The sequence below is a fragment of the Cupriavidus pinatubonensis genome, from assembly GCF_019602855.1.
In the GTDB taxonomy this organism is placed as follows: Bacteria; Pseudomonadota; Gammaproteobacteria; order Burkholderiales; family Burkholderiaceae; genus Cupriavidus; species Cupriavidus pinatubonensis.
On sequence record NZ_CP080766.1, the window covers coordinates 417,770 to 441,362 of the forward strand.

General features: G+C 64.4%; 19 protein-coding genes. 14 read left to right on the forward strand and 5 right to left on the reverse strand.

Going from position 1 to position 23,593, the window contains the following annotated elements:
- Positions 1-66: 66 nt before the first annotated feature.
- Complete coding sequence (locus tag K2O51_RS01990) at positions 67-2,181, reverse strand: 3-hydroxyacyl-CoA dehydrogenase NAD-binding domain-containing protein (RefSeq protein ID WP_140949217.1); 2,115 nt, start codon at positions 2,179-2,181, stop codon at positions 67-69.
- 1,053 nt (positions 2,182-3,234) lie between these two features.
- On the opposite strand from K2O51_RS01990, the gene K2O51_RS01995 reads away from it, so the two are divergent.
- From K2O51_RS01995 to K2O51_RS02025, 7 genes are all read left to right on the forward strand, one after another.
- Complete coding sequence (locus K2O51_RS01995) at positions 3,235-3,975, forward strand: IclR family transcriptional regulator (RefSeq protein ID WP_140949219.1); 741 nt, start codon at positions 3,235-3,237, stop codon at positions 3,973-3,975.
- A gap of 52 nt (positions 3,976-4,027) precedes the next feature.
- A complete protein-coding gene (locus tag K2O51_RS02000) occupies positions 4,028-4,777 on the forward strand; it encodes an SDR family NAD(P)-dependent oxidoreductase (protein WP_140949221.1) in 750 nt (249 codons plus the stop codon).
- The gene (locus K2O51_RS02005; RefSeq protein WP_140949222.1) at positions 4,770-5,933 is read left to right on the forward strand and encodes an acyl-CoA dehydrogenase family protein; all 1,164 of its coding nucleotides are present in this window, start codon (positions 4,770-4,772) and stop codon (positions 5,931-5,933) included. Before K2O51_RS02000 ends, K2O51_RS02005 begins: the two co-directional genes overlap by 8 nt.
- A 105-nt stretch (positions 5,934-6,038) precedes the next feature.
- Entirely contained in the window at positions 6,039-6,539 is a 501-nt protein-coding gene (locus K2O51_RS02010) for a MaoC family dehydratase (protein ID WP_011299994.1), read from the forward strand.
- Complete coding sequence (locus tag K2O51_RS02015) at positions 6,536-8,671, forward strand: acetate--CoA ligase family protein (protein ID WP_011299993.1); 2,136 nt, start codon at positions 6,536-6,538, stop codon at positions 8,669-8,671. The genes K2O51_RS02010 and K2O51_RS02015 overlap by 4 nt, the downstream gene beginning before the upstream one ends.
- Positions 8,665-9,444 carry a citryl-CoA lyase gene (locus tag K2O51_RS02020; RefSeq protein ID WP_220630425.1) on the forward strand — a complete coding sequence of 260 codons (780 nt, stop codon included), beginning with the start codon at positions 8,665-8,667 and terminating at the stop codon, positions 9,442-9,444. Before K2O51_RS02015 ends, K2O51_RS02020 begins: the two co-directional genes overlap by 7 nt.
- A gap of 129 nt (positions 9,445-9,573) precedes the next feature.
- On the forward strand, positions 9,574-10,314 hold the full coding sequence (locus K2O51_RS02025) for an IclR family transcriptional regulator (protein ID WP_140949223.1): 741 nt from the start codon (positions 9,574-9,576) through the stop codon (positions 10,312-10,314).
- A 133-nt stretch (positions 10,315-10,447) separates the two neighbouring features.
- Here the strand turns inward: K2O51_RS02025 and phbB are convergent, their stop codons facing one another.
- Together phbB and K2O51_RS02035 are read right to left on the reverse strand one after the other, a co-directional pair.
- On the reverse strand, positions 10,448-11,191 hold the full coding sequence (gene phbB, locus K2O51_RS02030; RefSeq protein ID WP_041680141.1) for an acetoacetyl-CoA reductase: 744 nt from the start codon (positions 11,189-11,191) through the stop codon (positions 10,448-10,450).
- Between the two features lie 262 nt (positions 11,192-11,453).
- Positions 11,454-12,011, reverse strand: a complete 558-nt coding sequence (locus tag K2O51_RS02035) for a phasin family protein (RefSeq protein WP_011299989.1) — start codon at positions 12,009-12,011, stop codon at positions 11,454-11,456.
- A 484-nt stretch (positions 12,012-12,495) separates the two neighbouring features.
- On the opposite strand from K2O51_RS02035, the gene K2O51_RS02040 reads away from it, so the two are divergent.
- Entirely contained in the window at positions 12,496-12,939 is a 444-nt protein-coding gene (locus tag K2O51_RS02040) for a hypothetical protein (protein ID WP_011299988.1), read from the forward strand.
- An 84-nt stretch (positions 12,940-13,023) separates the two neighbouring features.
- On the opposite strand, the gene K2O51_RS02045 is transcribed toward K2O51_RS02040, so the two are convergent.
- Positions 13,024-14,043 (reverse strand): Bug family tripartite tricarboxylate transporter substrate binding protein, encoded by a 1,020-nt coding sequence (locus K2O51_RS02045; protein ID WP_011299987.1) that lies wholly within the window; start codon positions 14,041-14,043, stop codon positions 13,024-13,026.
- Between the two features lie 444 nt (positions 14,044-14,487).
- Between K2O51_RS02045 and K2O51_RS02050 the strand changes: the two genes are divergently transcribed.
- The 4 genes from K2O51_RS02050 to K2O51_RS02065 all read left to right on the forward strand — a co-directional run bounded on the left by K2O51_RS02050 (position 14,488) and on the right by K2O51_RS02065 (position 19,375).
- A complete protein-coding gene (locus K2O51_RS02050) occupies positions 14,488-14,820 on the forward strand; it encodes a hypothetical protein (protein WP_245001823.1) in 333 nt (110 codons plus the stop codon).
- A 396-nt stretch (positions 14,821-15,216) separates the two neighbouring features.
- Positions 15,217-16,371, forward strand: a complete 1,155-nt coding sequence (locus K2O51_RS02055; RefSeq protein WP_140949225.1) for a porin — start codon at positions 15,217-15,219, stop codon at positions 16,369-16,371.
- A 534-nt stretch (positions 16,372-16,905) separates the two neighbouring features.
- Positions 16,906-17,892, forward strand: coding sequence for a Bug family tripartite tricarboxylate transporter substrate binding protein (locus tag K2O51_RS02060; RefSeq protein ID WP_220630427.1), 987 nt, complete (start codon positions 16,906-16,908; stop codon positions 17,890-17,892).
- A gap of 61 nt (positions 17,893-17,953) precedes the next feature.
- A complete protein-coding gene (locus K2O51_RS02065; protein WP_011299983.1) occupies positions 17,954-19,375 on the forward strand; it encodes an aldehyde dehydrogenase family protein in 1,422 nt (473 codons plus the stop codon).
- Between the two features lie 53 nt (positions 19,376-19,428).
- On the opposite strand, the gene K2O51_RS02070 is transcribed toward K2O51_RS02065, so the two are convergent.
- Positions 19,429-20,628, reverse strand: coding sequence for an acyl-CoA dehydrogenase family protein (locus K2O51_RS02070; protein ID WP_011299982.1), 1,200 nt, complete (start codon positions 20,626-20,628; stop codon positions 19,429-19,431).
- Positions 20,629-21,198: 570 nt separating this feature from the next.
- Here K2O51_RS02070 and K2O51_RS02075 point away from each other — a divergent pair.
- Both K2O51_RS02075 and K2O51_RS02080 read left to right on the forward strand, forming a co-directional pair.
- On the forward strand, positions 21,199-22,176 hold the full coding sequence (locus K2O51_RS02075) for an NAD-dependent epimerase/dehydratase family protein (protein ID WP_011299981.1): 978 nt from the start codon (positions 21,199-21,201) through the stop codon (positions 22,174-22,176).
- 212 nt (positions 22,177-22,388) lie between these two features.
- The gene (locus K2O51_RS02080; protein WP_011299980.1) at positions 22,389-23,555 is read left to right on the forward strand and encodes a porin; all 1,167 of its coding nucleotides are present in this window, start codon (positions 22,389-22,391) and stop codon (positions 23,553-23,555) included.
- Positions 23,556-23,593 lie beyond the last annotated feature (38 nt).

Below are 23,593 nucleotides of genomic sequence, written 5' to 3' on the forward strand. Positions count from 1 at the left end.
GTGCCGCCTCGCTGCAATGAATTGTTCTGGCCACACTGGCGTCGCGCACTGCGCGACGCCGGCATGTCAGCGGCCGGCCTGGTTCAGGCTGGCAAAGTCCTTGCCTTCCGCCACCAGCTTCTCGAGCAGCGGTGCCGGCTTCCAGAATAGCGGGTCTTCCTTGGCAAAGGTGCGGATATCTTCGAGGATCTTCGGCAGGCCGACCATATCGGCATACTTCATCGGGCCGCCGCGGAAGCGCGGGAAGCCGTAGCCCGACAGGAACGTCACATCGACATCGAGCGGACGCAGCGCGATGCCTTCTTCCACCACCTTGGCGCCCTCATTGACCATCGCGGCCATATAGCGGCGCATGATCTCCTCGGCCGTGAACTTGCGCGGTGCGATGCCCTTCTTCTGGCGTTCGGCCTCGACAATGGCGAGCACTTCCGGGTCGGGCTGGCCGATGCGTGCGCCTTGCGGGTACAGGTAGAAGCCACGGCCCGTCTTCTGGCCGAACCAGCCGCGTTCGCAGATGCGGTCGGCGACTTCGACATAGCGCGCCTTTGGATCGCGCGTGGCAGCGCGGCGCTTGCGCGTGGCCCAGCCGATGTCGCCGCCGGCGAGGTCGGTCACCTGGAACGGGCCCATCGGATAGCCGAAACCGCGCACGGCCTCGTCGATCTCGTAAGGGCTGGCGCCGTCTTCCATGATGTAGTCGGCGGCCTGCTTGTAGACGGCCAGGATGCGGTTGCCGATAAAGCCGTCGCACACGCCTGCGCGCACCGGGATCTTCTTCATGCGCTTGGCCAGTTCGAACGCGGTCACGACCACGTCCGGGCTGACCTTGGCCGGCACCACGATCTCCAGCAGCTTCATGATGTTGGCCGGGCTGAAGAAGTGCAGGCCGATCACGTCCTGCGGACGCGAGATGCTGCCAGCGATCGCGTCGATATCAAGATACGACGTATTGGTCGCCAGCACGGCGCCCGGCTTGCACACGCGGTCCAGTTGCTGGAACACGGCCTTCTTGACTTCGATGTCTTCGAACACGGCTTCGATCACGAGGTCCACGTCGGCAATCGATTCATACGACGTGCTCGGCGTGTAGCGCGCCATGATCGCGGCCTTGCCTTCCGGCGTCATGCGGCCCTTCGCGATCAGGCCGTCGTAGACCTTCTCGACATTGGCCTGGCCACGCGCGATGGATTCGGCATCGCGCTCGATCATCACCACCGGCAGTCCGGTATCGAGCGCGGCCACGGTGATGCCCGCGCCCATGGTGCCACCGCCGATCACGGCGATGCGGTTGAGCGCGCGCGGGGCGGCGCCTTGTGCCTCGGGCACCTTGGCGGTTTCGCGCTCGGCAAAGAACGCATGGACCAGGCCGGCGCGCTGCGGGCTGTTCAGGCATTCGACGAACAGCGCGCGCTCTTTGGCCAGGCCTTCGTCGAACGGCAGTTCGACCGCGGCACGCACGCATTCCACAATCTTCTGCGGCGAGAACAGGCCGCGCGTCTTCTTGGCAGTCTCGGCCTGCAACGTGTCGAGTTCGGCCAGTGCTGCGGCCTTGTCGGCAATGGCGAGGTCGCGCGTGCGGCGCAGCGGCGCGCCTTGCTCCAGCAATTCGTTGACGTAGGCGAGGCCAGCGGCCACAGGGTCGTCGCCTTCAGCCAGGCGATCAACGAGACCAGCGGCCTGCGCGGCCTTGGCCGACAGGTGCTTGCCGCTGAGCATCAGATCGGCAGCGGCCTTCACGCCCATCAGGCGCGGCGCGCGTTGCGTACCGCCAGCGCCGGGCAGCAGGCCCAGGTTGACTTCAGGCAGACCCAGCTTGGCGGCCGGCAGCGCGAGGCGATAGTGGGCCGACATGGCGACTTCCAGGCCGCCCCCAAGGGCCGGACCATGGATCGCGGCGACAACGAGCTTGTTGCTGGCTTCGATCTGGTTGCAGACTTCCGGCAGCGACGGCGGCATCGGCGGCTTGCCGAATTCGCGGATATCGGCGCCGGCGATGAAGGCCTTGCCTTCTCCCACGACCAGCACGGCGCGCACGCCGGCATCGGCTTCGGCCTGTTCGATGGCCTGCTTCAGGCCCTGGCGAACGGCAACGCCGAGGGCATTGACCGGCGGATTGCAGATGGTGATCACCTGCACGTCGCCGTGGCGGGCTGTGCGAACGACGGAAGCTTCGTTGGTCATGGGGTTGTCTCCAGTTACTGACGGTCAGTCCGGCATTCTTGCCCTGATAAATTGACTATACAATCACAATGATTGTTGACATAACGTTAAAGAGAATTTGACGATCGGTCGTGGGGGTCTTCTGGGAGGGGGTTGTCGTGCTTGGCAGGCGCCGCTGTTTCGCCGGCGTAGCCGACGAGTCACTTTCTGTCCGAGCGACAGAAAGTAACCAAAGAACGCGTCGCCTGGCGGCTGGCCATCAACGGTACGCTTCTTGTTATCAAGCGGCTTGGGTCTCGCGAGACGTGGTCATCGTTCAGGCCTGCTAACGCTATGTGAGTCAGAACCTGTGCCTGGCGCGGTACGACTTTTGAACGATCCCCAAGTTGGACTCGGGTACAGCGTTCCAATACGGTCAGTGGTGGGACGCCTTCGGCTGCGCTGCGCGCACGTCGTCGTCTGGACGCAAGCTCATCAACGTCGCTGGCGTACGAGGTCCGCTTTCTTCTCGCTCTCTATTTCGCGCATGCAATAGGGAGCCTCGTCACCGCAGCGCGGTTTGCCCTGGGCCCACGTGCTCAGACTTGAGCTCTGCGCGTAGCGCAGCCGAAGGCGATCACCCGATATCGCCAGCAGCAGGGTCCACGGACAGTTTCGGGGCTCGTTCAATCAGCGCTGTAATTCTGACCACGGTGGTGCCCCACGCGGCAGGCAGCGTGAAAAACCTCTGAAGCCCATACCCGTACACGCTCGGACAAAAGGAGGTCGCCGGCTACGCCGGCGAAACAGCAGCGCCAGCCAAGGCCGAGAACCCGTCTCAACCAGCACCCGCCCACTAGGCCGGACACAACAGCGGCGCCCCGCCTGTTCCATACCTGCCGAGACAAAAGCTATCAAGAAGCGCTGCACTAGCCACAAAAGGCGCCAACTGCGTGGTTGCAGACCGGTTCAACTCGACAATCCGAGGAACCGTAGATAAATACACCCCCTCGAAATATAGATTGCCTTGGCCTTCGACAGGTCGTACATTATTTCCAAGTATCGTAAATACATACGGCATTTCGGAGATAGAGCTTGCCCGTCCAGATCCCAGCAGCCAGCCGCGCCATGGCCGTATTCGAGGTCTTTGCGCGCGAAAAGCGCGACCTGTCCAATTCCGAGATGGCGAAGCTGCTTGCCGTGGCCGACAGCAGTTGCTCCGACCTGCTGCATACCCTGCATTCGCTCGGCTACCTGATGCGCACCACGCGCACGCGGCGCTTTTACCCGACTGGCCGCCTGTTTGAGACCGCGCGCCAGATCGCGGAAAACGACCCGCTGACCCGGCTTGCGCAGGAAGCGGTGCAGCGCCTGACCGATGCCACCAACGAGAGCGCGTTCTTCGGCGTGCTGGAACCCCAGGCCGTGCGCGTTGCCGCTGTGGCGCAGAGCCGGCTGCCGCTGCGCTACATCCTTGATGTCGGCGAGCGTGTCGCGCTGCACGCCTCCGCGCTGGGCAAGGCCCTGCTGGGCGTGCTGCCGGAGGGCGAGGCACGCAGCAGGCTGGAAGCCATCCGCAGACCGGCCGTCACGCGCAGCACGGTGGTGGATATCGAGCCGCTGATGGCCCAACTCGCGCGTGGCCGCGAGCAAGGCTGGTACGAAGCCCATGACGAAGGCACCGCGGGTGTGATGGCACTGGCGGTGCCGGCGCGTCTGGACGAGCGCCCGGTGGCGATCTCGCTGGCCGGGCCCATCGAACGTATCGAAAAAAATCGCGAATCCTATCTGGCGGCCCTGCGCGATGTGCGCGATGGACTGCTGGCCGACCAGTGATTTGCAAACCCGACTCTGCAAACCCCGACTCTGCAACCCATAAGGAGGAGAAATGGATCTTGGACTGAATGGCCGCGTGGCGATCGTCACCGGCTCGGCGCGCGGCATCGGCGCGGAAACCGCCCGCATGCTGGCGAAGGAAGGCGCAGCCGTGGTGATCACGGACCTGGACCTGGAGGCCGCGCGCGAAACCGCGAGCGGCATCGAGCAGGCCGGCGGCAAGGCCATTGCCGTGCAGTGCGATGTGCGCCATGAAGAACAGGTGCGCAATATGGTTGGTGCCGGCAAGGAAGCGTTCGGCAGCATCGACGTGCTCGTCAACAACGCCGGCCTGGTCAAGGACCGCACCATCCTCAAGATGGACGAAGCCGACTGGGACCTCGTGCTTGACGTGACGCTCAAGGGTTCGTTCCACACGTGCCGCGCGGCGCTGCCGTTCATGCATGAAAAGGGCTGGGGCCGCATCATCAACATCAGCTCGCGCGCGCTGTTCGGCAACCCGGGCCAGGCCAACTACTCGACCGCCAAGGCCGGCATCATCGGCTTCACGCGCGCGCTGTCGCTGGAGCAGGCACGCAAGGGCGTGACCGTCAACGCGATCGCCCCGGGCTATATCGAGACCGAGTACATCAAGAGCCTGCCGAACTACGACACCATTCTCGCCAACGTCATGGCCAAGAACGCGGTGACCTTCCCGGGCCAGACCAGCGATATCGCCGGCGCCGTGGCCTTCATGGCATCGGAGCATGCCCGCTATATCACCGGCACCACCCTGTTCGTGACCGGAGGCCGCTATGGTTGATTCCAGCATTGACGTCGACGGCCTCGATGCCGAGCAGCGGCTGCTGCGCGACAACATCCGCCGCTACCTGAAGGAAACCTTCACCCCGCACATCCGCCAGGCCGAGCGCGACAAGCGCTTTCCGCACGAACTGATGACGGGCCTGATCGACTTCGGCTACTTCGGCGGCGTCCTGCCAGAGGCCGATGGCGGCCTGGGCCTGGACTACCTGACGTGGGCCGTGATGATGGAAGAAGCCGGTTACTGCTGGCTGTCGCTGCGCATCCTGATCAACGGCCTGAACATCGTCTCCGGCATCATCAACGCCTACGGCACCGAAGTGCAAAAGGAACGCTTCGTACGCCCGCTGCTGCGCAACGAGCGCAAGCCATTCGTGTCGATCTCGGAACCGGACGTCGGCTCCAACGTGGCCGAGGTGAAGACCCGTGCCGACAAGAAGGGCGACCGCTACGTGCTCAACGGCAGCAAGCTGTGGGTCACCAACGGCATGTTCGCCGACTTCGGCATCGTGGTCGCGCGCACCTACAGCGAGACCTGCAACGGCGAGCTGTCGCTGTTCCTGGTCGAGCGCGATGTGACCAAATACACGGCCGAACCGGTGGACGTCATGTTCACGCGCAGCACTGGCACAGCGGCCTTTACGTTCGAGAACGCCGAGATTCCCGCCGCCAACCTGATCGGCGTGGAAGGCCAGGGCCTGCGCCAGATCCTGATCGGCCTGAACTTCGGCCGCCTGAACGTGGCCATGGGTGCGGTCGGCGCGGCCCAGTGCGCGCTCGACCTGTCGGTCGACTACGCGCTGCAACGCAAGCAGTTTGGCCGCCAGATCGGTTCATTCCAGCTGATCCAGAAGCACATTGTCGACATGACGATGCGCGTGCAAGCCTCGCGCTCGCTCGGCTACCGCGCCGCCCGCTCGATGCAGAACGGCACCTCGCGCACGGAATGCTCGATCGCCAAGCTATACGCGACGGAAGCCGCGTTCGAAGTATCGAACCTCGCGCTGCAGGTGCATGGCGGCATCGGTTATGCCACTGAGTACCCGATCGAACGCATCTTCCGCGACACGCGCGGCGGGATGATCCCCGAGGGCACCACGGAGATCCAGACGCTGATTATCGCGCGCGAGATTCTGGGGATCAGTGCGCTGTCCTGAGCGTCGCCAACGTCGACACCACTTGAAGAAGGCTCCTCTCTCCTGCTTGCGGGAGAGGGGAGAAACCCTGAAAAGCCACAGAAGCACCGAACACCGAGACACACAATGACCCAACCCGCCATCCTCGAACAAGTCGCCAACACCACGCTCTTCTGGGAAGACCTGACGCCCGGCCTGACCTACAGCACCTCGTCGCGCACCATCACCGAAGCCGATGTGGCCGCGTTTGCCGCGCTGACCGGCGATTTCAACAAGGTGCACGTCGATGCCGAGTACGCCAAGGGCACGATCTTCGGCCAGCGCATCGCGCACGGCATGCTGGTGGCAGCATTCATGGCCGGCCTGACCTCGCGCTCGATCCCGAACCAGTTCTTCGAAGGCTCGCTGTTCAGCGTGCTGGAAAACCGCCTGAAGTTCCCGAAGCCGACGTTCATCGGCGACACCATCCGCGTGGACATCGAAGTGGTCGAGCAGAAGACCACGAGCCGCCCGGACCGCGGCATCATTGCCTTCATGCGCAAGGCCGTGAACCAGCGTGGCGAAGTCGTGGCGGAAATGGCCGCTACCTGCCTGTTCAAGCGCCGCCCGACGGGAGAAGCGCAATGAGCAACCAGGGCATCTGGTTCAGCGACCTCTCGCGGCTGGTCAATCCGAACTCGATCGTGCTGGTCGGTGCGTCCGAAAAGCCGGACAGCATCGGCGGCCGCACGCTCGAGAACCTGACCACGTTCTCCGAATTCAAGGGCGAACTGCTGCTGGTCAACCCGGGCCGCACCGAGATTCACGGCCGTCCGTGCGTGGCATCGGTCAAGGACCTGAAGGAAGCGCCGGACCTGGCCATCCTGGCCGTGCGCGCCGACATGGTCATCCAGACGCTGCGCGACTGCGGCGAGATGGGCATCAAGTTCGCGATCGTGTTCACGTCGGGCTTTGGTGAAACCGGCGAAGACGGCCGCGCGGTGGAAGCCGAGATGCGCGAGATCGTCGCCAGCACCGGCATGCGCATCTATGGTCCGAACTGCCCCGGCCTGAACAATATGAACGCGCGCCTGGGCCTGACATTCTCGCCGGCTTGGCGCATCGACCGCCGTCCGGGCCCGATCGGCGTGGCCACGCAGGGCGGCGGCCTGGGCCGTTCGTTCATCCAGGCGATGGACCGTGGCGTGGGTGTGGGCCTGTGGTGCTCGGGCGGCAATGAAGTCGACCTCGAGGTCAGCGACTACATCCACTACATGGCCGACGCCCCCGATATCGAGGTGATCGTCACCACGCTCGAAGGCGTGCGCAATGGCCCGCGCTTCATGGCGGCCGCACTGCATGCGGCCCGACGCGGCAAGCCCATCGTCGCGATCAAGGTCGGCAAGTCGGAATACGGCGCCAAGGCGGCGCAGTCGCACACGGCCGCCATCGCTGGCTCGGCCGAGATCAACAGCGCGGTATTCAGCCAACTCGGGATCATCGAAGTCGACGATATCGATGAACTGATCGACGTGGCATCGTTGCTCGCGCGCCGCAAGCCGACCGGCAAGGAACAGCTTGCCGTGTACAGCTTCTCGGGCGGCACCGCCGCGCTGGCGTCCGACATGGTCGGCCTGGCCGGCCTCAAGCTGTCCGAGTTCGCGCCGCACACGATCGAAGCGCTCCGGAATGCCCTGCCCGGCTTCGCCGCGTTCACCAATCCGGTCGACGTGACGGCCGAAGTACTGGTCAATACCGAAGTCAGCTACGCCACGCTCAAGGCCACTGCCGCCGACCCGAATACCGACCTGGTGCTCGTGCCGATCCCGGTCGAGTACGGCAAGACCACGGCCATGCTGGCCGACAGCATGGTGCACGTGCAGCAGGAAGAAACCAACACGCCGATCGTGCCGGTCTGGATGAGCGACCGCACCGGCGAAGGCCATCGCAAGATGATCGACGGCGGGCTGATGCCGATGCGCGCCGTTGGCAACGCCGTGCTGGCTGTCCAGCGCTTCATTGAATACGGCCGCTGGAAAGCGAAGTTCGAGCGCGAATGGTGTCCTCTGGCTGACGTGAGCACCGCCGAGACCACTGCCAACCTGTCCGAAGCGAAGACCAAGGCGCTGCTGGAACAGGCCGGCGTCCCGACGCCGCAGGGCGTGGTGGCACGCTCGCCGGCTGAGGCCGCGCAGGCGTTCCGCAATGTCGGCAATGGCAAAGCGGTCATGAAAATCGTGAGCGCGGCCATCACGCACAAGACCGATATCGGTGGCGTGCGGCTGGGCATTGCATCCGAAGGTGCGGCCATGGCCGCGTATGAGGAAATCCACGCCAACGGCGTGAAAGCCTGCGACGCCGCGCAGATCGACGGCGTGCTGGTGGAGCCGATGCTGCCCTCCCCGTTCGTGGAAGCCGTGGTGGGCATCCACCGCGATCCGGTGTTCGGCCACGTGTGTACGTTCGGGCTGGGCGGCGTCAGCATCGAGCTGTTCAAGGATGTGAGCCGCCGCCTGCTGCCGCTCACGCCGGCCTCGGCGCGCGAGATGATCACCGAGACGCGCTGCTATGAACTGCTCAAGGGCTATCGCGGCCAGCCGGCGTTCGATATCGACGCGCTCGTCGACATGCTGGTGAAGCTGTCCGACTTCGTGGGCAAGCATGCCGCGCGCATCGAAGAGCTGGAGATCAACCCCCTCGCGGTGCGTCCGCAGGGTCAGGGAGTGGCTGCGCTGGACGCCGTCCTCTCGTTTCAGGGCATGGAGCCTTCAACATGGTAACGACTGTCAAGACTGAAATCGGCTACACCACCACCGACACGATCATGGTGCGTGGCCTGAACCTCGCCACGGAGATCATCGGCAAGTTCGATTTTGTCGACATGATCTTCTTCACCACGCTGTCGCGCCTGCCCACGCCGCGCGAGAAGGTCATGGTCAACGCCTTGCTGGTGACCACGGCCGACCACGGCATCACGCCGAGTTCGCTGTCGGCCCGCCTGACCTACATCGGCGCGCCGGAAGCGCTGCAGGGCGCGGTGGCCACCGGCCTGCTCGGCGCGGGCAGCGTATTCCTCGGCCCGATGCAGAATGCGACCGAGATGCTCAACGAAGGCACGCGCGAACTCAGCGATGACGCCACCGATGAGCAGCTGCTGGAAACCGCCCGCGCGCTGATCAAGCGCTACAAGGAAAGCCGCCAGCAGGTCTACGGCGTGGGCCATCCGATCCACGTCGACGGCGACCCGCGCGTGCCGGCGCTGCGCGAGCTGTCGCGCCAGAATGGCTACTACGGCCTGCACTGGCGCCTGATGGAGGCGATCGTCGAGGTGCTGATCAAAGAGCAAAAGCGCAAGCTGCCGATGAACGTGGTCGGCGCGATCGGCGCCATCGTCGCCGCGATGGGCCTGGACCCGCTGATCGCGCGCGGCCTGGCGCTGGTGGGCCGCTCGGCAGGCCTGCTCGCCCACGTACTCGAGGAAAAGCAGGATCCGATGGCGCGCGAAGCGTGGCAGCTCGTCCTGAAGGCAGATCCGCGCAACGTGCTGCCCTGAGGAGACGGGCGCCTATGACGCCGCTGCACGGCGGCGCCTTAGGCGCGTGGGCGGATGACGCGGGCTTTCCGAGCTGTACGAAATTTCGTATAGTTCCACTGTCCGCTGAATCCACCACCTCTGCCAAGCATGCCCACAATGATTCCTGCCGCCAGCCGAGCCATGGCGGTGTTCGAAGTGTTCGCGCGCGAAAAGCGCGAACTGTCCAACTCCGACATGGCACGCCTGCTGTCATTGCCGGAAAGCAGCACCTCCGACCTGTTGCACACCCTGCATTCGCTGGGCTATCTGATGCGCACGACGCGCACTCGGCGCTTCTATCCCACGGGTCGCCTTTCTGAAATCGCACGGCAGATCGCCGAGAACGACCCGCTGACCACCGTGGCGCAGGAAGCCATCGAGCAGGTCAGCGCCAGGACCAACGAGAGCGTCTTCTTCGGCGTGCTAGACGGGACCGCGGTCAAGGTCATGGCCGTCCAGGCCAGCCGCCTGCCCCTGCGCTACATCATCGAAGTCGGCTACCGCGCCGCCCTGCACGCGTCTGCGCTCGGCAAGGGGCTGCTGGGCCTGCTGCCCCCCGAAGAGGCCCGCGAGACACTCGCCAAAAGCAGCCTGCGCGCCGTCACCCCGCATACGGTCGTCGACATCGACACGCTGATGGCCCAGGTCGCCAAAGGCCGCAAACGCGGATGGTACGAGGCGCACGAAGAAGGCAGCGAGGGCGTCCACGGTCTGGCGGTGACGGGCTGGCTGGGTGGCCAGGCTGCCGGCATCTCGCTGGCGGGGCCTGCCGAGCGCATGAAGAAGAACCACGACGCGTATCTGGCGGCGCTGATCGAGGTGCGGGATGCGTTGATGAGCGAGGAGTGAGGGGTGAAGGGTGAAGGGTGACGAGTGATACCGGGCCGTCCCTTTGCTTGTCACGAAGCCTTCCAGGCCATGCAATGCCGGCACGCTATACGCGGTCCGACCGAGCCATGGCGGCCCGGCACTCGACCACGCCTTACTGCATGTGCTGCCCGCCATTGATGGCGATATTGGACCCGGTCACATAGGCCGCGTCCTCCGAACACAGGTAAGCAATCAACGCAGCCACTTCTTCCGGCTTGCCGACGCGGCCAACCGGAATCTGCGGCAGGATCTTGGTATCCATGATTTCCTTGGGCACGGCGTTGACCATTTTGGTAGCAAGGTAGCCCGGAGAAACCGTGTTGACCGTCACGCCCTTTCTTGCCACTTCCAGCGCCAGCGACTTGGTGAAGCCGTGCATGCCGGCCTTGGCGGCGGCATAGTTGGTCTGGCCGAAGGCGCCCTTGGACCCGTTGACCGAAGAGATGTTGATGATGCGTCCCCAGCCGCGTTCGACCATGCCTTCGCACAGCGGCTTGGTGAGATTGAAAACCGAGTCGAGATTGGTCCGCATCACGGCATCCCAGTTCGGCTTGTCCATCTTCTTGAAGGCCATGTCGCGGGTAATGCCGGCGTTGTTCACGAGGATGTCCACGCGGCCAACGTCAGCGATGATCTTCGCGGCGCAGGCCTGGCAGGCATCGTAGTCGGATACGTCGACCTCGTACGCACGCATCTCGCGGCCGGCGGCGGCCATCTCGGCAAGCCAGTTCTGTGCGTTCGCATTGCCCGGCGAATGCGTCACCACCACGGCGTGGCCTGCGTCGTGCAATTTGATGCTGATGGCTTCTCCCAGCCCGCCCATGCCACCCGTTACCAGTGCGATTTTCTTGGTCATCCTGCCTGCTTCATTCTCGTAAAGTTGAAAAACCCCTGGATTGCCGATTAAGGCGTTCCCCTGGTCGTCCCGATCAAGTTCCCGTTGCATGCGCGCAAAACGGCAAAAAGCGGGTCGCCGGAATGATTCCGGTGCCGCTTTGTCTGCCGTTGCGGGAAGGTTGGTGTCGCGGTGCGGTAAGCCAGGGACACTGGGGTCCCTGCTCTGCCAGCCTGCGATCTCTGTTCGGCGCGCTGGCCTGCACGCCAGCGGCGCTACGCCGTTACTGCCGGGGCGCGCGGGCCCCCGCCTGCTGTGCCGCGCCCGAAGCCGCTAGGGCGGTCGTGACAAACCTGGCCCCGGCGGCTTCAGCCGTCTGCTTGGCTGCGCTCTGGATCGATTGATAGGTGCTGCTGGCGGCTGCTACGCTCGATTGCAGCAGCGCGGTGATCGCTTCAGACCCGGCCGGCGCGTTCTTCACGAAGGTGTCCACGAAGGACTGCATATTGCGGCTGTGCTGTTCGTATCGGGCTTCGACCGCCTTAGTCAGTTCCGCCTGCGTGTTCGATGCGATTTCGTACACATTGCGTGCATAGGCAATGGCCTTCTCGGCGGCGGGCTGCGCCAGGTTGGCTTGCACGGCAAACACATCGCGCAGGTCCCTTCCGGCAAACAGGGCCCGGACATTGTCCTGACTGTCTGCAACCGTTGTCCTGGCGGTCTGCAGGTTCAGCTCGGTCAATCGCTGGAGGCCTTCAACCGCAATGTTCGTCAGCGTGAACCAGTAGCCCACGCTGGATTCTTGCGCTGCAACAACCTGATCTGGCGTAGAGGGGAACATCCGTGATCTCCGGTGGATTTGAAATGGCGGATTTTGCGCAAACATGCAGCAAACGTTACTCACCAAGCGGTGTTTTCGGGATCGGCAGCGCCGTCAATCCCTACCTCGCACCATTCGAGTGCAAATCCTAGAGTAATTCCTCTAATTTTATCCGTAGGTATATACCCAAAAAGTATTGAAAAGATGACAATAAAAGTGCTTTAACATGCCCAAATGTTACATATATTTACGTGAAAATGTTGCAATGCATCGATAGGACTGCAGCGTCGTGTCTCAGGGGCCTAGCCCGGCCATGAGCACTGGCGGCCAAGCTGCCGCCACCCCATACCTCCCACGGCGGAACATAGCGTTCCCGATGAAGCGGACCCTATAAAATCTGCCCGACCCACCGATTGCGGGGGGCGCTATCGTTGCCGCAAGGCTCTAAGGTGTAGGCATCAAAAAGGCCGATTTCAGCCGGCCATGCAACACCGGAGAGTTCTCCATGACCTGTCAGCCCGCCCCGGCACCCCGCAGCTTCCACGAAGACGCCCGCCAGTTCCTGGCCCACACCCTGCCCACGCTGCGCCGCTTCGATGCCCAGTTGCACGCGCTTGCCGGCAGCGCCCGCGCCGGCGGCATGACGCTGGCGACGCGCCACGCATTCCTGCTGCGCCTGGCGGGCTATGAAGCCGATCTGAAGGCCATGGCCGGGATCGCACGGACGCTTGCCGCGACACAGCAGCACGACAGTCCCGCCGCACAGGCAATGGGGGCCATGCTCACGGCCCGCGGTGCCGACCTCCATCTTCAAATGGAAGATTTCCTGGCGCAGTCGCTCGGGGACTGCGGCATGGCGCAGGACCGGGCTGCGCGTGCGGCGCGTGCGGGCACCCGCGCGGCAATGCCAGCCCGTGATTCTGCGCGTGCTGTGACGGCAGGCGCGTAGCGCTTGAAATGCAACCGGCGCCCTGGGAGCGCCGGCATAGGCTTTCCATGCGCCGGCCGCCCGATCGGGGACCGGCCTGAATGATCAGTCCAGCGTCGCGCCGGCGCGTTCGATCGTCCCCTTCCACTTGGTCCGCTCGCTCTGCACGAAGGCACGGAATGCCTCCCCGCTCAGCGGCAGCGGTACACCCCCCATCTTCTGCAGGGCTTCAACCGTGGCCGGTTCCTTGACCATGCGCCCGACGTCGGCTTCCCACTTCGCCACGACGGCGGCAGGCGTGCGTGCCGGGAAGAACAGGCCGATCCACGAGGTGGATTCCGCACCCGGATAGCCCGCCTCGGAAATCGTCGGCACCTGCGGCAGCGCGGGCAGCCGGCTCGTGCCGGTCACGGCCAGCGCGCGCAGCTTGCCGGCCTGGACCTGCGTCAGGGTCGACACAGGGTAGTCGAAGGTCAGGTCGACCTGACCGGCCAGCAAGTCATTGATCGACGGCGCGCTGCCCTTGTACGGCACGTGCACGAGCTTCACGCCGGCCAGCGTCTGGAACAACTCGGCTGCCAAATGGCTGCCCGTGCCGTTCCCGGCCGAAGATACCGTCAACTTGCCGGGGTGCGCCTTGGCATACGCCACCAACTCCCTGACCGACTGGTAAGGCAGCTTGCCGTTGACGACCAGCAGATTGGGAATCGACACCAGCGCCTGTGCAGCGATGAAATCCTTTGCGGGATCGAAGCGCAGCGACTTGTACAGGAACTGGTTGCTGGCCATCGTGCCTTGCGTGCCGAGCAGTACGGTATAGCCGTCAGGCTCCGCGCGCGCCGCGATCTCGGTGGCCAGGTTGCCGCCCGCACCGGGGCGGTTGTCGACGATCACGCGCATGCCGTAATCGCTGGTCATCTTGGCCGCGACCAGCCTCCCGATCTGGTCGGTAATCCCGCCGGGCGGCCCGGGCACGACCAGCGTGACAGGTTTGGCCGGATAGGCCGGTGCGGCGAGCGCAGCGGGCGCCAGCGCGGCCAGCGTGCCGCAGGTCAGCAGCAAGCCGCTGCCGGCCGCTGCCGCGTGGGCAAGCAAGGTTCGAAACTGGGTAATTAGCGTGGTCATGGAATGCGTCTCCTGTAGGCCGGGATGCCGGCTATGCCTCTTGTGAAGCCATATGTGCTTCGGTTCACCGCGGAACGTATACCGGTCCCGGCGACGACGATTTATTCTACGTTATTTCGTACATATCTACTGTATATCGTAGATAGGAACATCCCCTAAGTGGGGCGGCAACCTGACCACCGTTTCGCAAAAAATGGGCCTTATCGCCACCGGGGTGGGCCGGTTCGCTGCATACCCCCCTTGGTCGAGTGGGGGCAATTTGTGCGTGCCGGCGTGAAACTGGTTTCCACCATGACGCGGGCAGCCCTTGCCCAATGCGCAGCCCTTTCAGAACGCGACACGATGCAGGCTCGACAAACAACATCCCAACCTCAAACCGCCCGCGGGCAAAGGCAGCCCGCCACCCGTGCCACCGCGCACGCCATCGCACCGATGGAGCGGCTCATGGATCTGCTTCAGGAGGTCCGCCAGTTCAGCCGCCAGTTGCAGCGCTGCGCGCGCGAATCCGCGCGTGCCACGAACACGCCGTCCTACGTGGATACGCTGCGCGCGCTGCTGGACAGCCGCATGCAATGCGACGACGCCCGCATGCGCATCGTCTGCTACGCGTGCGCGGCCGAACTCGGATTGCCGATGGAACTGGAAGCGGAGCATTGCCGGCAAGTCATGAGCGGCAGTCTGGGTTTTCCGCTGCGCGTGCTGTTCTGGGCCGCGCACCGCCGCATGCAATCCGCGCGCCGCAGCCATGGCAGCACCTGGCTCATGCCCCACAACTGATCGCGGCTGTGGCGCCTACGCCACGGCTTTGCACTCCGGCTCCCAATCCCCCCGATCCCTGCGAGTTCCACTTCAGTTGCCACCAGGCGTGTTGCGCATGAAGCGGTATGGCATCTGTATCGATGGGGGGGGAGCCGCGCCATCCGCGCGCCGGCGCCAGCTACGCCGGAATGTCCGCCACAAGGGGTGGGTAACCGCTTGATGCGCAGATGTCCCGTTCGGGTTGTTTCACTCCTGCCGAGGCAAAACACCACCCCGAGACGGGGAGCGGAGCACAGCGGCAACCATGCTTTCCTTGCAAATACGCACAACCGGTGCGCGAAGAACTTTCCCCGGCCGGGGTACCACGGTGCACGGCACGGGCAGCACAAACAACGACGGAGGAGATGGCAGCACATGAAACATAAACTGTGCGCAGTGGCGGTACTGGGAGCATTGTCGGCATGGAACGGCGCCGCGCACGCGGCGAACAACGTCACGCTCTACGGTGTGATCGACGCCCCGATCGAGTATGTGAACCGCGTCGCCACATCCGCTGCAAGCCCGAATACGGGCGGGTCGCGTATCGGCATGCCGAGCATTGGCGGCCTGTCCGCGTCGCGCTGGGGCATGCGCGGCACGGAAGATCTTGGCAGCGGCCTGCAGGCAACCTTTGTCCTGGAAGGCGCGTTCATGCCGGATACCGGTACCATGCCTTCCAGCGGGCTGTTCGGTCGCATCGCGACGGTGGGACTGAAAAAGAACGACCTGGGGCAAATCACCTTCGGTCGCCAGACCACCAGCTTGCTGGATGGCCTCGTGAACTTCTCGCCGCTGCGCTTTGCAGCCACGTATGAGCCGGGCATCTGGTGGATGGGCGTGAACTACCGCGAAAGCAACATGGCCAAGTACACCGGCCAGTTCGGCAATGTGCAGGCGGTGGCCCACTACTCGTTCGGTACCGGTGTACCGGCATTGTCGTCCGGCAACCTGCTCGCTAACGGCGGTGCGGGAGAAGATCCGGCGCATGGCAAGGACAACACCGCATACGGTGCGTCGGTCATGTACCTGGACGGCACGTTCGGCCTTGGCATCGGCTATGACCAATGGAACCCCGCGCTCACGCCCGGCCAGACCGCGAAGGTGCGCAAGGCTTCGATCGGCGGCAGCTATACCACGGGGCCGTTCAAGCTGTCGGCCGGCTACCGTTGGAACAAGGCCGACTTCCCGAACGGCAATACCTTCCTGCGCGATGACTACTACTGGGCCGGCGTCAACTACCAGGTCACGCCAGCCCTCGGCCTGTCGCTGGCCTACTTCTACGCAGACGTCAAGAAGACCGCGGCCACGCCCACGGCCGCTTCCTCAAATCCGCCGAACATGCAGCAGTACACATTCCTGGCGGACTACAACTTCAGCAAGCGCACCGACGTCTATTTCTCCGTCGGCTACGCGCGCAATGGCAGCCTGAGCTTTGACAGTGCAGCGACGGCCTATGCGTTCAACTATCCGTCCATGGCGGGTCAGAAAGGCATGCTGGGGGTGATCACGGGGATTCGGCATATCTTCTGATGGGGGCTTGGCAGGGCAAATGAAGGCGTTCCGCGCGGCCGGTCCGGCTGCACGCGCTTCGTCTGGTGTGACGGATGCCGCAGGCTTATGGCCTGCGGCATTTTTTTTGGTTCAACGAGGAATTCCGGAGAAGGCCGCCTTAATCTTCAGGAAGAAGTACTCCTCGTCACGGTAGCCATAGGCTCGGCGCTTAATGACCTTGCTGAACGACGTGAAACGGTGGCGCACATCGCGCCCGCGAGAGCCGCTGAAGCCAGTAAGCGGCGTTTTGCCCCTTCAGTAAGCCCCGTTTTTCCTCCGTTTTTCCCGCGCTCTCCAAAACAGCCGCTTCATCCGAAACGGATACGTTCGCCCCTCCCCGTATTTCCGCCCTCGCCCACCCCCGTCGGGGTGTGCCGCTTTCGCACGCCAAAGCAATCATCCGGAAAAGCACAACCCCGCGCCTCGGCGCGGGGTTGTGCCCAAGGAGCAAGTGCCGGCACGACCGGGCCCTACCGCCCGGCAATTTCAAGACGACAAAAAAGGAGACTGACCATGCTGATGTTCAAACGCCGCGCGCTGCGGCTGCTGTGCCCTGCCCTCGCCACGCTTGCCGCGCTCGCCATCGCCGCGCCTGTCAAGGCCGGCGATTACCCTGAGCGCCCCGTGAAGATCGTTTCGGTCACCAGTGCCGGGACCGGCATCGACGACTACACGCGCCTGCTGGCCAAGTACCTGTCCGACAAGCTCGGCCAAAGCTTCGTTGTCGAAAACCGGCCGGGTGGCAACATGGTCGTAGCCACCGACTATGTGTCCAAGGCTGCGCCGGACGGCTACACGCTGCTGCTGTCTGGCTCCGGCGCCATGGCTGCCAACCCATTCCTGTTCCGCAGGCTGCCGTATGACCCGATGAAGGACTTCGTCCCCGTGGCGCGCCTGTCGGTGCTGCCCATTGCCGTGATCGTGCCGGGCAACTCGCCCTACCACACCGCCGGCGAACTGATCGCGGCCGCGCGCGCGAATCCCGGCAAGCTGAACTTTGCTACGTCCAGCACGGGCTACCGCGTCATCCTGACCGCGTTCAACGATGCGGCAAAAATCCAGTCCGTGAGCGTGCCCTACAAGGCCGCCAGCGCGATGATGACCGATGTCATGGGCGGCATGGTCGACTACGGCGGCGTTGAAGTGTCGGCCATCATCCCGCACGTGCAGAGCGGCAAGCTGCGCGCGCTGGCCATTACCGGCCCGAACCGCCTGGCGCAGCTCAAGGATGTGCCGACGCTGCGCGAACTCGGCCTGGAGCGCTATTCGCTCAACACCTGGGTCGGCCTGTTCGCTCCGGCCGGCACGCCCAAGCCCATCGTCGACAAGCTGACCCGGCTTGCCTTGCAGTTCACGTCCACACCCGAGGCCATGGCGCACTACCAGGCACGCGGCAGCGCGGCCTATCCCGCCGATGGCGCCGAACTGCGCAAGAACATCGTGGCCGACCAGCAGGGCTGGAAGCAGATGATCACGGTGGCCGGCATCCAGCCCGAATGAACAGGAACACCAATCAATCCTGGCCCCACAGGGCAACAATGAATCGCCGGAGAACCGATATATGAAGACGCTGGACCGCTTCTACATCCAGGGAGAATGGGTGACGCCAGCTGCCGGCAGCACGCTGGTCGATGTGATCAACCCCGCCACCGAAGCGCCGGTCGCGCGGCTCGCCATGGGCACCACGGCAGACGCCGATCGCGCGGTCGCGGCCGCGCGCGATGCCTTTGGCACGTGGTCGCAGAGCACGCGCGAGGAACGCATCGCACTGCTTGAACGCATCGCCGAGCAATACCGCGCACGCGTGCCAGAGCTGGCCGAAGCCGTGCGGCTCGAAATGGGCGCGCCGGTCACGCTGTGCAACGCCATGCAGGCGCCGATCGGGCTCGTGCATATCCAGAACACGCTCGAAGTCCTGCGCAACTTTGCCTTCGAGACCACGCATGGCAAGACCTGGCTGCGCCGCGAGCCGGTCGGCGTAGCGGCGCTGATCACGCCGTGGAACGTGCCGCTGAACCAGATCGCGGCCAAGGTTGCGCCCGCGCTGGCTGCCGGCTGCACGGTGGTGCTCAAGCCTTCGGAAATCGCGCCGCTCGACGCGGTGATCTTCGCCGAGATCATGCACGCGGCCGGCACGCCGCTGGGCGTGTTCAACATGATCTTCGGTGACGGGCCTTCGGTCGGCGCGGCGCTGTCGTCGCATCCCGATGTCGACATGGTGTCGATCACCGGCTCCACGCGCGCCGGCGTCGAAGTGGCGAAGAATGCCGCGCCCACGGTCAAGCGCGTCGCACAGGAACTCGGTGGCAAGTCGCCGCTGGTCGTGCTCGACGATGCCGACATGAAGACCGCCGTCACCACCGCAGTGGCGCAGTGCATGGTCAACACGGGCCAGGTCTGCGTGGCGCCGACGCGTCTGCTGGTATCGCGCACGCGCTACGACGAGGCGCTCGCCATTGCCGCGGCCACGGCGGGCGCGCTGCAGGTCGGCGACCCTGCTGACCCGGCCACCAAGATCGGCCCACTGTCCAACCGCGCGCAGTTCGAGAAGGTGCAGCAGATGATCGGCATCGGCATCGAGGAAGGCGCGCGCGTGATCGCGGGCGGCCCGGGCCGCCCCGACGGCATCGAACGCGGCTTCTATGTCCGGCCGACGGTGTTCGCCGACGTCCACAACAGCATGACCGTGGCGCGCGAGGAGATCTTCGGCCCGGTGCTCTGCGTGATTCCTTATGACAGCGAGGAAGACGCCATTGCCATCGCCAACGACACCGTCTATGGACTGGCCGCCTATGTCGCGTCAGGCGATGCGGAACGTGCGCGCCGCGTGGCAGCGAGGCTGCGTGCGGGCACCGTGCGCGTCAATTTCGCGCCGGCGGACCTGACCGCACCGTTCGGTGGCGTCAAGCGCTCGGGCAATGGCCGGGAGTTTGGTGCTGAAGGACTGGTCGAGTTCCTGGAGTGGAAGGCGATCAGCCTGTAAGAGGCCCAACGCGCCGTCCCATTCAAGGGACGGCGCAGATTACCGCGTGGCGATCAGAGCCGGAACTTCGTCTTGGCGATGATGCCGCGCTGGATCTCGCTGGTGCCGCCGTAGATCGTGGTGGCACGGCGGAAGAAGGCCTCCGTCGCAATATCCTGCATCACGTCCTGCATCGGCAGCGGCTCGCCGGCGTGGCCATCGTGGCTCGACGGATACGACACCGGACCATAGTCGCCCATGCTCTCCACAGCAAACTGCCCCATCTGCTGCTGCAGCTCGGTACCACGGATCTTCAGCATCGATCCCAACGCGTGCGCAGCCGGGCTGTGGTCACCGGCTTGCTCCATCGCCGCGACTCGCTGCACCATGACCGCGATCGCTTCCAGCTCGGCCTCATAGCGCGCCAGCCGCAGTGCGAACTGGGGCTGCTCACCCAGCGTGCTGCCCGCGGCCGGCGCTGCAGCGAATGCGCGGAGCTGGCGTTGCAGGCGGCGCAGCGTAGGCAGGTCGGCCGTGGTCGCGTGCTCGTTGTTCAGCAGGAACTTGGTGATCTTCCAGCCGCCGCCTTCCTCGCCGATCAGGTTTTCGACGGGCACGCGCACGTTGTCGAAGAAGGTCTCGTTCAGGTGGTGGCAGCCGTCGATGCTGATGATCGGGCGCACGGTGATGCCGGGCGTTTTCATGTCCACCAGGATGAACGTGATGCCGGCCTGCTTCTTCTCGCCGCTGCCGGTACGCACCAGCAGGAAGATCCAGTCGGCCTGGTGGCCGTAGCTGGTCCAGATCTTCTGGCCATTGATGACGTAGTGGTCGCCATCGCGCACGGCCTGCGTACGCAGCGACGCCAGGTCCGAACCCGATCCCGGCTCGGAGAAGCCCTGGCACCACAGGCGCTCGCCGCGCAGGATGGCGCCGACATGCTCGTCCTTCTGCGCCGGCGTGCCGAAGTGGTTCAGCACCGGCCCGACAAGTTTCTGCGCAAAGGCATCCTGCGACGGCGTTCCGGCCAGCGCACACTCCTCGTCGAAGGCCAGCCGCTGTGCCACGGTCCAGCCCGTGCCGCCGTGTTCGGCCGCCCAGTAAGGCGCGCCCCAGCCATGCGTATTGAGCACGCGCTGCCACTGCATCAGCGTATCGCGCGGCGAACGCATGCCATGCGCGCGGCGCGGCATGTCGGCCGGCATGTGTTCGCGCAGGAAGTCACGCACCTGCTGGCGGAACTCGGCGAGGTTGGGGTCGGGTCGGAAGTCCATCTGATTCGCTCTCCATCTGGCGTGGCGGCGCCGCGGACGCGGCTTGCCGGATGGTGACACCTTAAGTGCTGGGGATGGTCGCGGCGCCCCCCACCACTGGTGGCGATAGGTGCCGCCAGGTTTGAAGCAATGCGTTGGTTGCGGGCCATCGGGCGATGTCCCATATGTTCTGGTGATACGAAATTCCACCCGATTCGAGTGGTCCCTTAATTGGCCAGCGCGACGACACTATCGGCAATGGCGAAATCGCTTCCGCCATTGTGGCGTGTGGCATGACTGCAATCGGGCTTGCCATGGCGTCACGGTCTCCACCCCGCGGGTCTGCTCGACTTGTGGGTCTTGGCGCTCCGGAAGGGTTTCGGGGCGCTTTTTTCTTTGTTTTCTTGCCGGAATAGCGGGGTGGCGTAGTTTGCCAGGAACGATACCCGGCCCTCACCAATCCCCCCTCCCATTGTCCCCACCAGTCACACCCACGCCCCACCACGTCAACCTCAATCCAAATCCCCTTACTACACTGCTGACAGTTCAATCCGGGCACACTGCGTTGCCCGCAAACGGTGACTGGCAGCTATGGCGGACTCTGAACGATTTCTGGTAACCGGGGCATTGGGGTGTATCGGCGCATGGACGGTTCGCCGGCTCGCAAACGAGGGCGTGCCAGTCGTTGCCTTCGACGCAGACAATGACGTGCGACGCCTGCGCCTGCTGATGGACGACGCACAACGGTCGCGCGTGGAAATGGTTCGGGGCGACATCACGGACCTGAGCTTGCTGGAGGCAACGCTCGATCACCATCGCATTACGCATGTCATTCACCTGGCCGCACTGATCCATCCAAGGTTCAAGAGCGATCCACCGCTTGGCGCCCGCGTCAACGTGCTCGGCGGCGTGAATCTGTTCGAGGCCGTAGCGCGGCGCGTGGAGCGAATTCCTCGCATCGTGTATGCGTCATCGATTGCGGTGTACGACAACGGCGACGCGGCCAACGATGCAGCCATCCAGCACCACACAGCCGGGCATCCGACAACCCTATACGGTGTGTTCAAGCAAGCCGAAGAGGGCATGGCGCGCGTGTATTACCAGGACAGAGGGGTGTCCAGCATCGGCCTTCGCCCGGCGACGGTTTTTGGCGCCGGAAGAGACTATGGACTGACTGCGGCCCCCACGCAGGCAGTCCTGGCGGCAGCGCTCGGACGCCCTTTCCATATTCCGTACAGCGGCCGCAGCCAGATCCACTATGCCGACGACCTTGCGCGCATGTTCATCGCTTGCGCACGTTCGGGCTATCGCGGTGCGGACGTCTTCAATATGCATGGCAGCGTCGCGGACATGGGCGAGATCGTCGAGACGATCGAGTCGGTCATTCCGCAGGCGCGCGGAACGATCACGTTCGACGGGGCATCGCTCGGGCTTCCGGAAGACTACGACGCGACCGCGCTCGAGAACGTGATTGGTCCGCTGCCCCGCACACCGCTGCGCGAAGCCGTGGGCGAGACCTTCAGGCTCTTTCGCAGCAGGATCGCCAGCGGCGAAATCCGCGACACCTGATCCGTTGATGGCGGCAGTACTGCCGCGCCGCGGATCTGCGCATCTCCCGACGCATCCCCTCGTTTTCCCGAACTGTCCCGAAGGGCATCAAGGTTGTCCCGGAGGGTCACGCCTTGCCACGCCCGATTCCGGATACTCGCGCAGGCTCAGATACCCCTTTCAACGAAACACCCGCATCACAGACCAGAAAACAACAAGGAGGAGATTTGTCCATGAAGCTCAGGAGCATGGCCGTGGCCGCATTGCTCGCCTGTTCGGGCGGCGCCCTCGCGCAGTCGAGCGTCACGCTGTACGGTGTCGCCGACGTCAACCTGGAATATGTCAACCACGTCGGCGCGATTCCGAGTGCCGCCAACCAGTTCAACCGCGGCCCGTCCAATGACGTCTACCGCATGAACGCGGGCGGCTTCTCCGGTTCCCGCTGGGGTATCCGCGGGACGGAAGACCTTGGCAATGGACTGAAGGCCTTGTTCGTGCTGGAGAACGGCTTCAACGTCGATACCGGCACCCTGCAGCAAGGCGGACGCATGTTCGGGCGCCAGGCCTTCGTGGGCCTGCAGCAGGCGGGCATCGGCCAGCTCAGCTTGGGCCGCCAGTACGCGTCCATGTTCGAGGCGCTGGCCAATTTCGCGCCGGCCGCCTATGCCACGCAGTATGAGCCGACGGTGCTGATGACCGGCCCGAACTTCCGCCAGGACAACACCGTCAAGTACACCGGCCAGTTCGGCCCTGTCACGGCGCTTGCGCACTACTCCTTCGGCGTGGGCCTGGCGCTGCCGCAGACGGTCGGCATCGCCACGCCGATCGGCGGCAACGGCGAAAACCCGGGCCAGGCACGCCGCGACAGCGCCTACGGCGCAGCCGTGGCCTACCAGGGCGGTGCATTTGGCGTCACGGTCGGCTACGACCAGTGGAATCCGACCATCGGCACCAGCAGCGGCACCGTCAGGAAAGCCGCGGTCGGCGGCAGCTACACCTTCGGCAGCCTGGCGAAGATCATGGGCGGCTACCGCTGGGGCCAGAACAAGAACGCGGCGGATGTCGTCATCCAGCGTGACGACTTCTACTGGATCGGCGCGAACTACCAGGTCACCCCGGCCATCGGCCTGACGCTGGAATACAACTACGACAACGTCAAGAGCCTGTATGGCGATACCCACGTCGCCAACCCGTGGCAGATCGCCCTGATTGCCAACTATGCGTTCTCCAAGCGCACCGACCTCTACCTGTCCACCGCCTATGCCAAGAATGCCGGGCTGATGATGGAGTCGCTGGCCACGGTGTACGCCAACAGCCTGTCGCTGGGCAACAACTACGTGCTGGCCAATGGCCAGAGCAATATGCTCGGCGTGTCATTGGGCATCCGCCACAAGTTCTGACGAGCCGCGGACACGGGTGCGGGCCGACTTGCTTGCGC

Bases quoted from the DNA above. Each gene is read 5' to 3' on its own strand.
- K2O51_RS01990 (WP_140949217.1), bottom strand. From the start codon at position 2,181: ATGACCAACGAAGCTTCCGTCGTTCGCACAGCCCGCCACGGCGACGTG.
- K2O51_RS02000 (WP_140949221.1), top strand. From the start codon at position 4,028: ATGGATCTTGGACTGAATGGCCGCGTGGCGATCGTCACCGGCTCGGCG.
- K2O51_RS02005 (WP_140949222.1), top strand. From the start codon at position 4,770: ATGGTTGATTCCAGCATTGACGTCGACGGCCTCGATGCCGAGCAGCGG.
- K2O51_RS02010 (WP_011299994.1), top strand. From the start codon at position 6,039: ATGACCCAACCCGCCATCCTCGAACAAGTCGCCAACACCACGCTCTTC.
- K2O51_RS02015 (WP_011299993.1), top strand. From the start codon at position 6,536: ATGAGCAACCAGGGCATCTGGTTCAGCGACCTCTCGCGGCTGGTCAAT.
- K2O51_RS02020 (WP_220630425.1), top strand. From the start codon at position 8,665: ATGGTAACGACTGTCAAGACTGAAATCGGCTACACCACCACCGACACG.
- K2O51_RS02025 (WP_140949223.1), top strand. From the start codon at position 9,574: ATGCCCACAATGATTCCTGCCGCCAGCCGAGCCATGGCGGTGTTCGAA.
- phbB (WP_041680141.1), bottom strand. From the start codon at position 11,191: ATGACCAAGAAAATCGCACTGGTAACGGGTGGCATGGGCGGGCTGGGA.
- K2O51_RS02035 (WP_011299989.1), bottom strand. From the start codon at position 12,011: ATGTTCCCCTCTACGCCAGATCAGGTTGTTGCAGCGCAAGAATCCAGC.
- K2O51_RS02040 (WP_011299988.1), top strand. From the start codon at position 12,496: ATGACCTGTCAGCCCGCCCCGGCACCCCGCAGCTTCCACGAAGACGCC.
- K2O51_RS02045 (WP_011299987.1), bottom strand. From the start codon at position 14,043: ATGACCACGCTAATTACCCAGTTTCGAACCTTGCTTGCCCACGCGGCA.
- K2O51_RS02050 (WP_245001823.1), top strand. From the start codon at position 14,488: ATGGATCTGCTTCAGGAGGTCCGCCAGTTCAGCCGCCAGTTGCAGCGC.
- K2O51_RS02055 (WP_140949225.1), top strand. From the start codon at position 15,217: ATGAAACATAAACTGTGCGCAGTGGCGGTACTGGGAGCATTGTCGGCA.
- K2O51_RS02060 (WP_220630427.1), top strand. From the start codon at position 16,906: ATGCTGATGTTCAAACGCCGCGCGCTGCGGCTGCTGTGCCCTGCCCTC.
- K2O51_RS02065 (WP_011299983.1), top strand. From the start codon at position 17,954: ATGAAGACGCTGGACCGCTTCTACATCCAGGGAGAATGGGTGACGCCA.
- K2O51_RS02070 (WP_011299982.1), bottom strand. From the start codon at position 20,628: ATGGACTTCCGACCCGACCCCAACCTCGCCGAGTTCCGCCAGCAGGTG.
- K2O51_RS02075 (WP_011299981.1), top strand. From the start codon at position 21,199: ATGGCGGACTCTGAACGATTTCTGGTAACCGGGGCATTGGGGTGTATC.
- K2O51_RS02080 (WP_011299980.1), top strand. From the start codon at position 22,389: ATGAAGCTCAGGAGCATGGCCGTGGCCGCATTGCTCGCCTGTTCGGGC.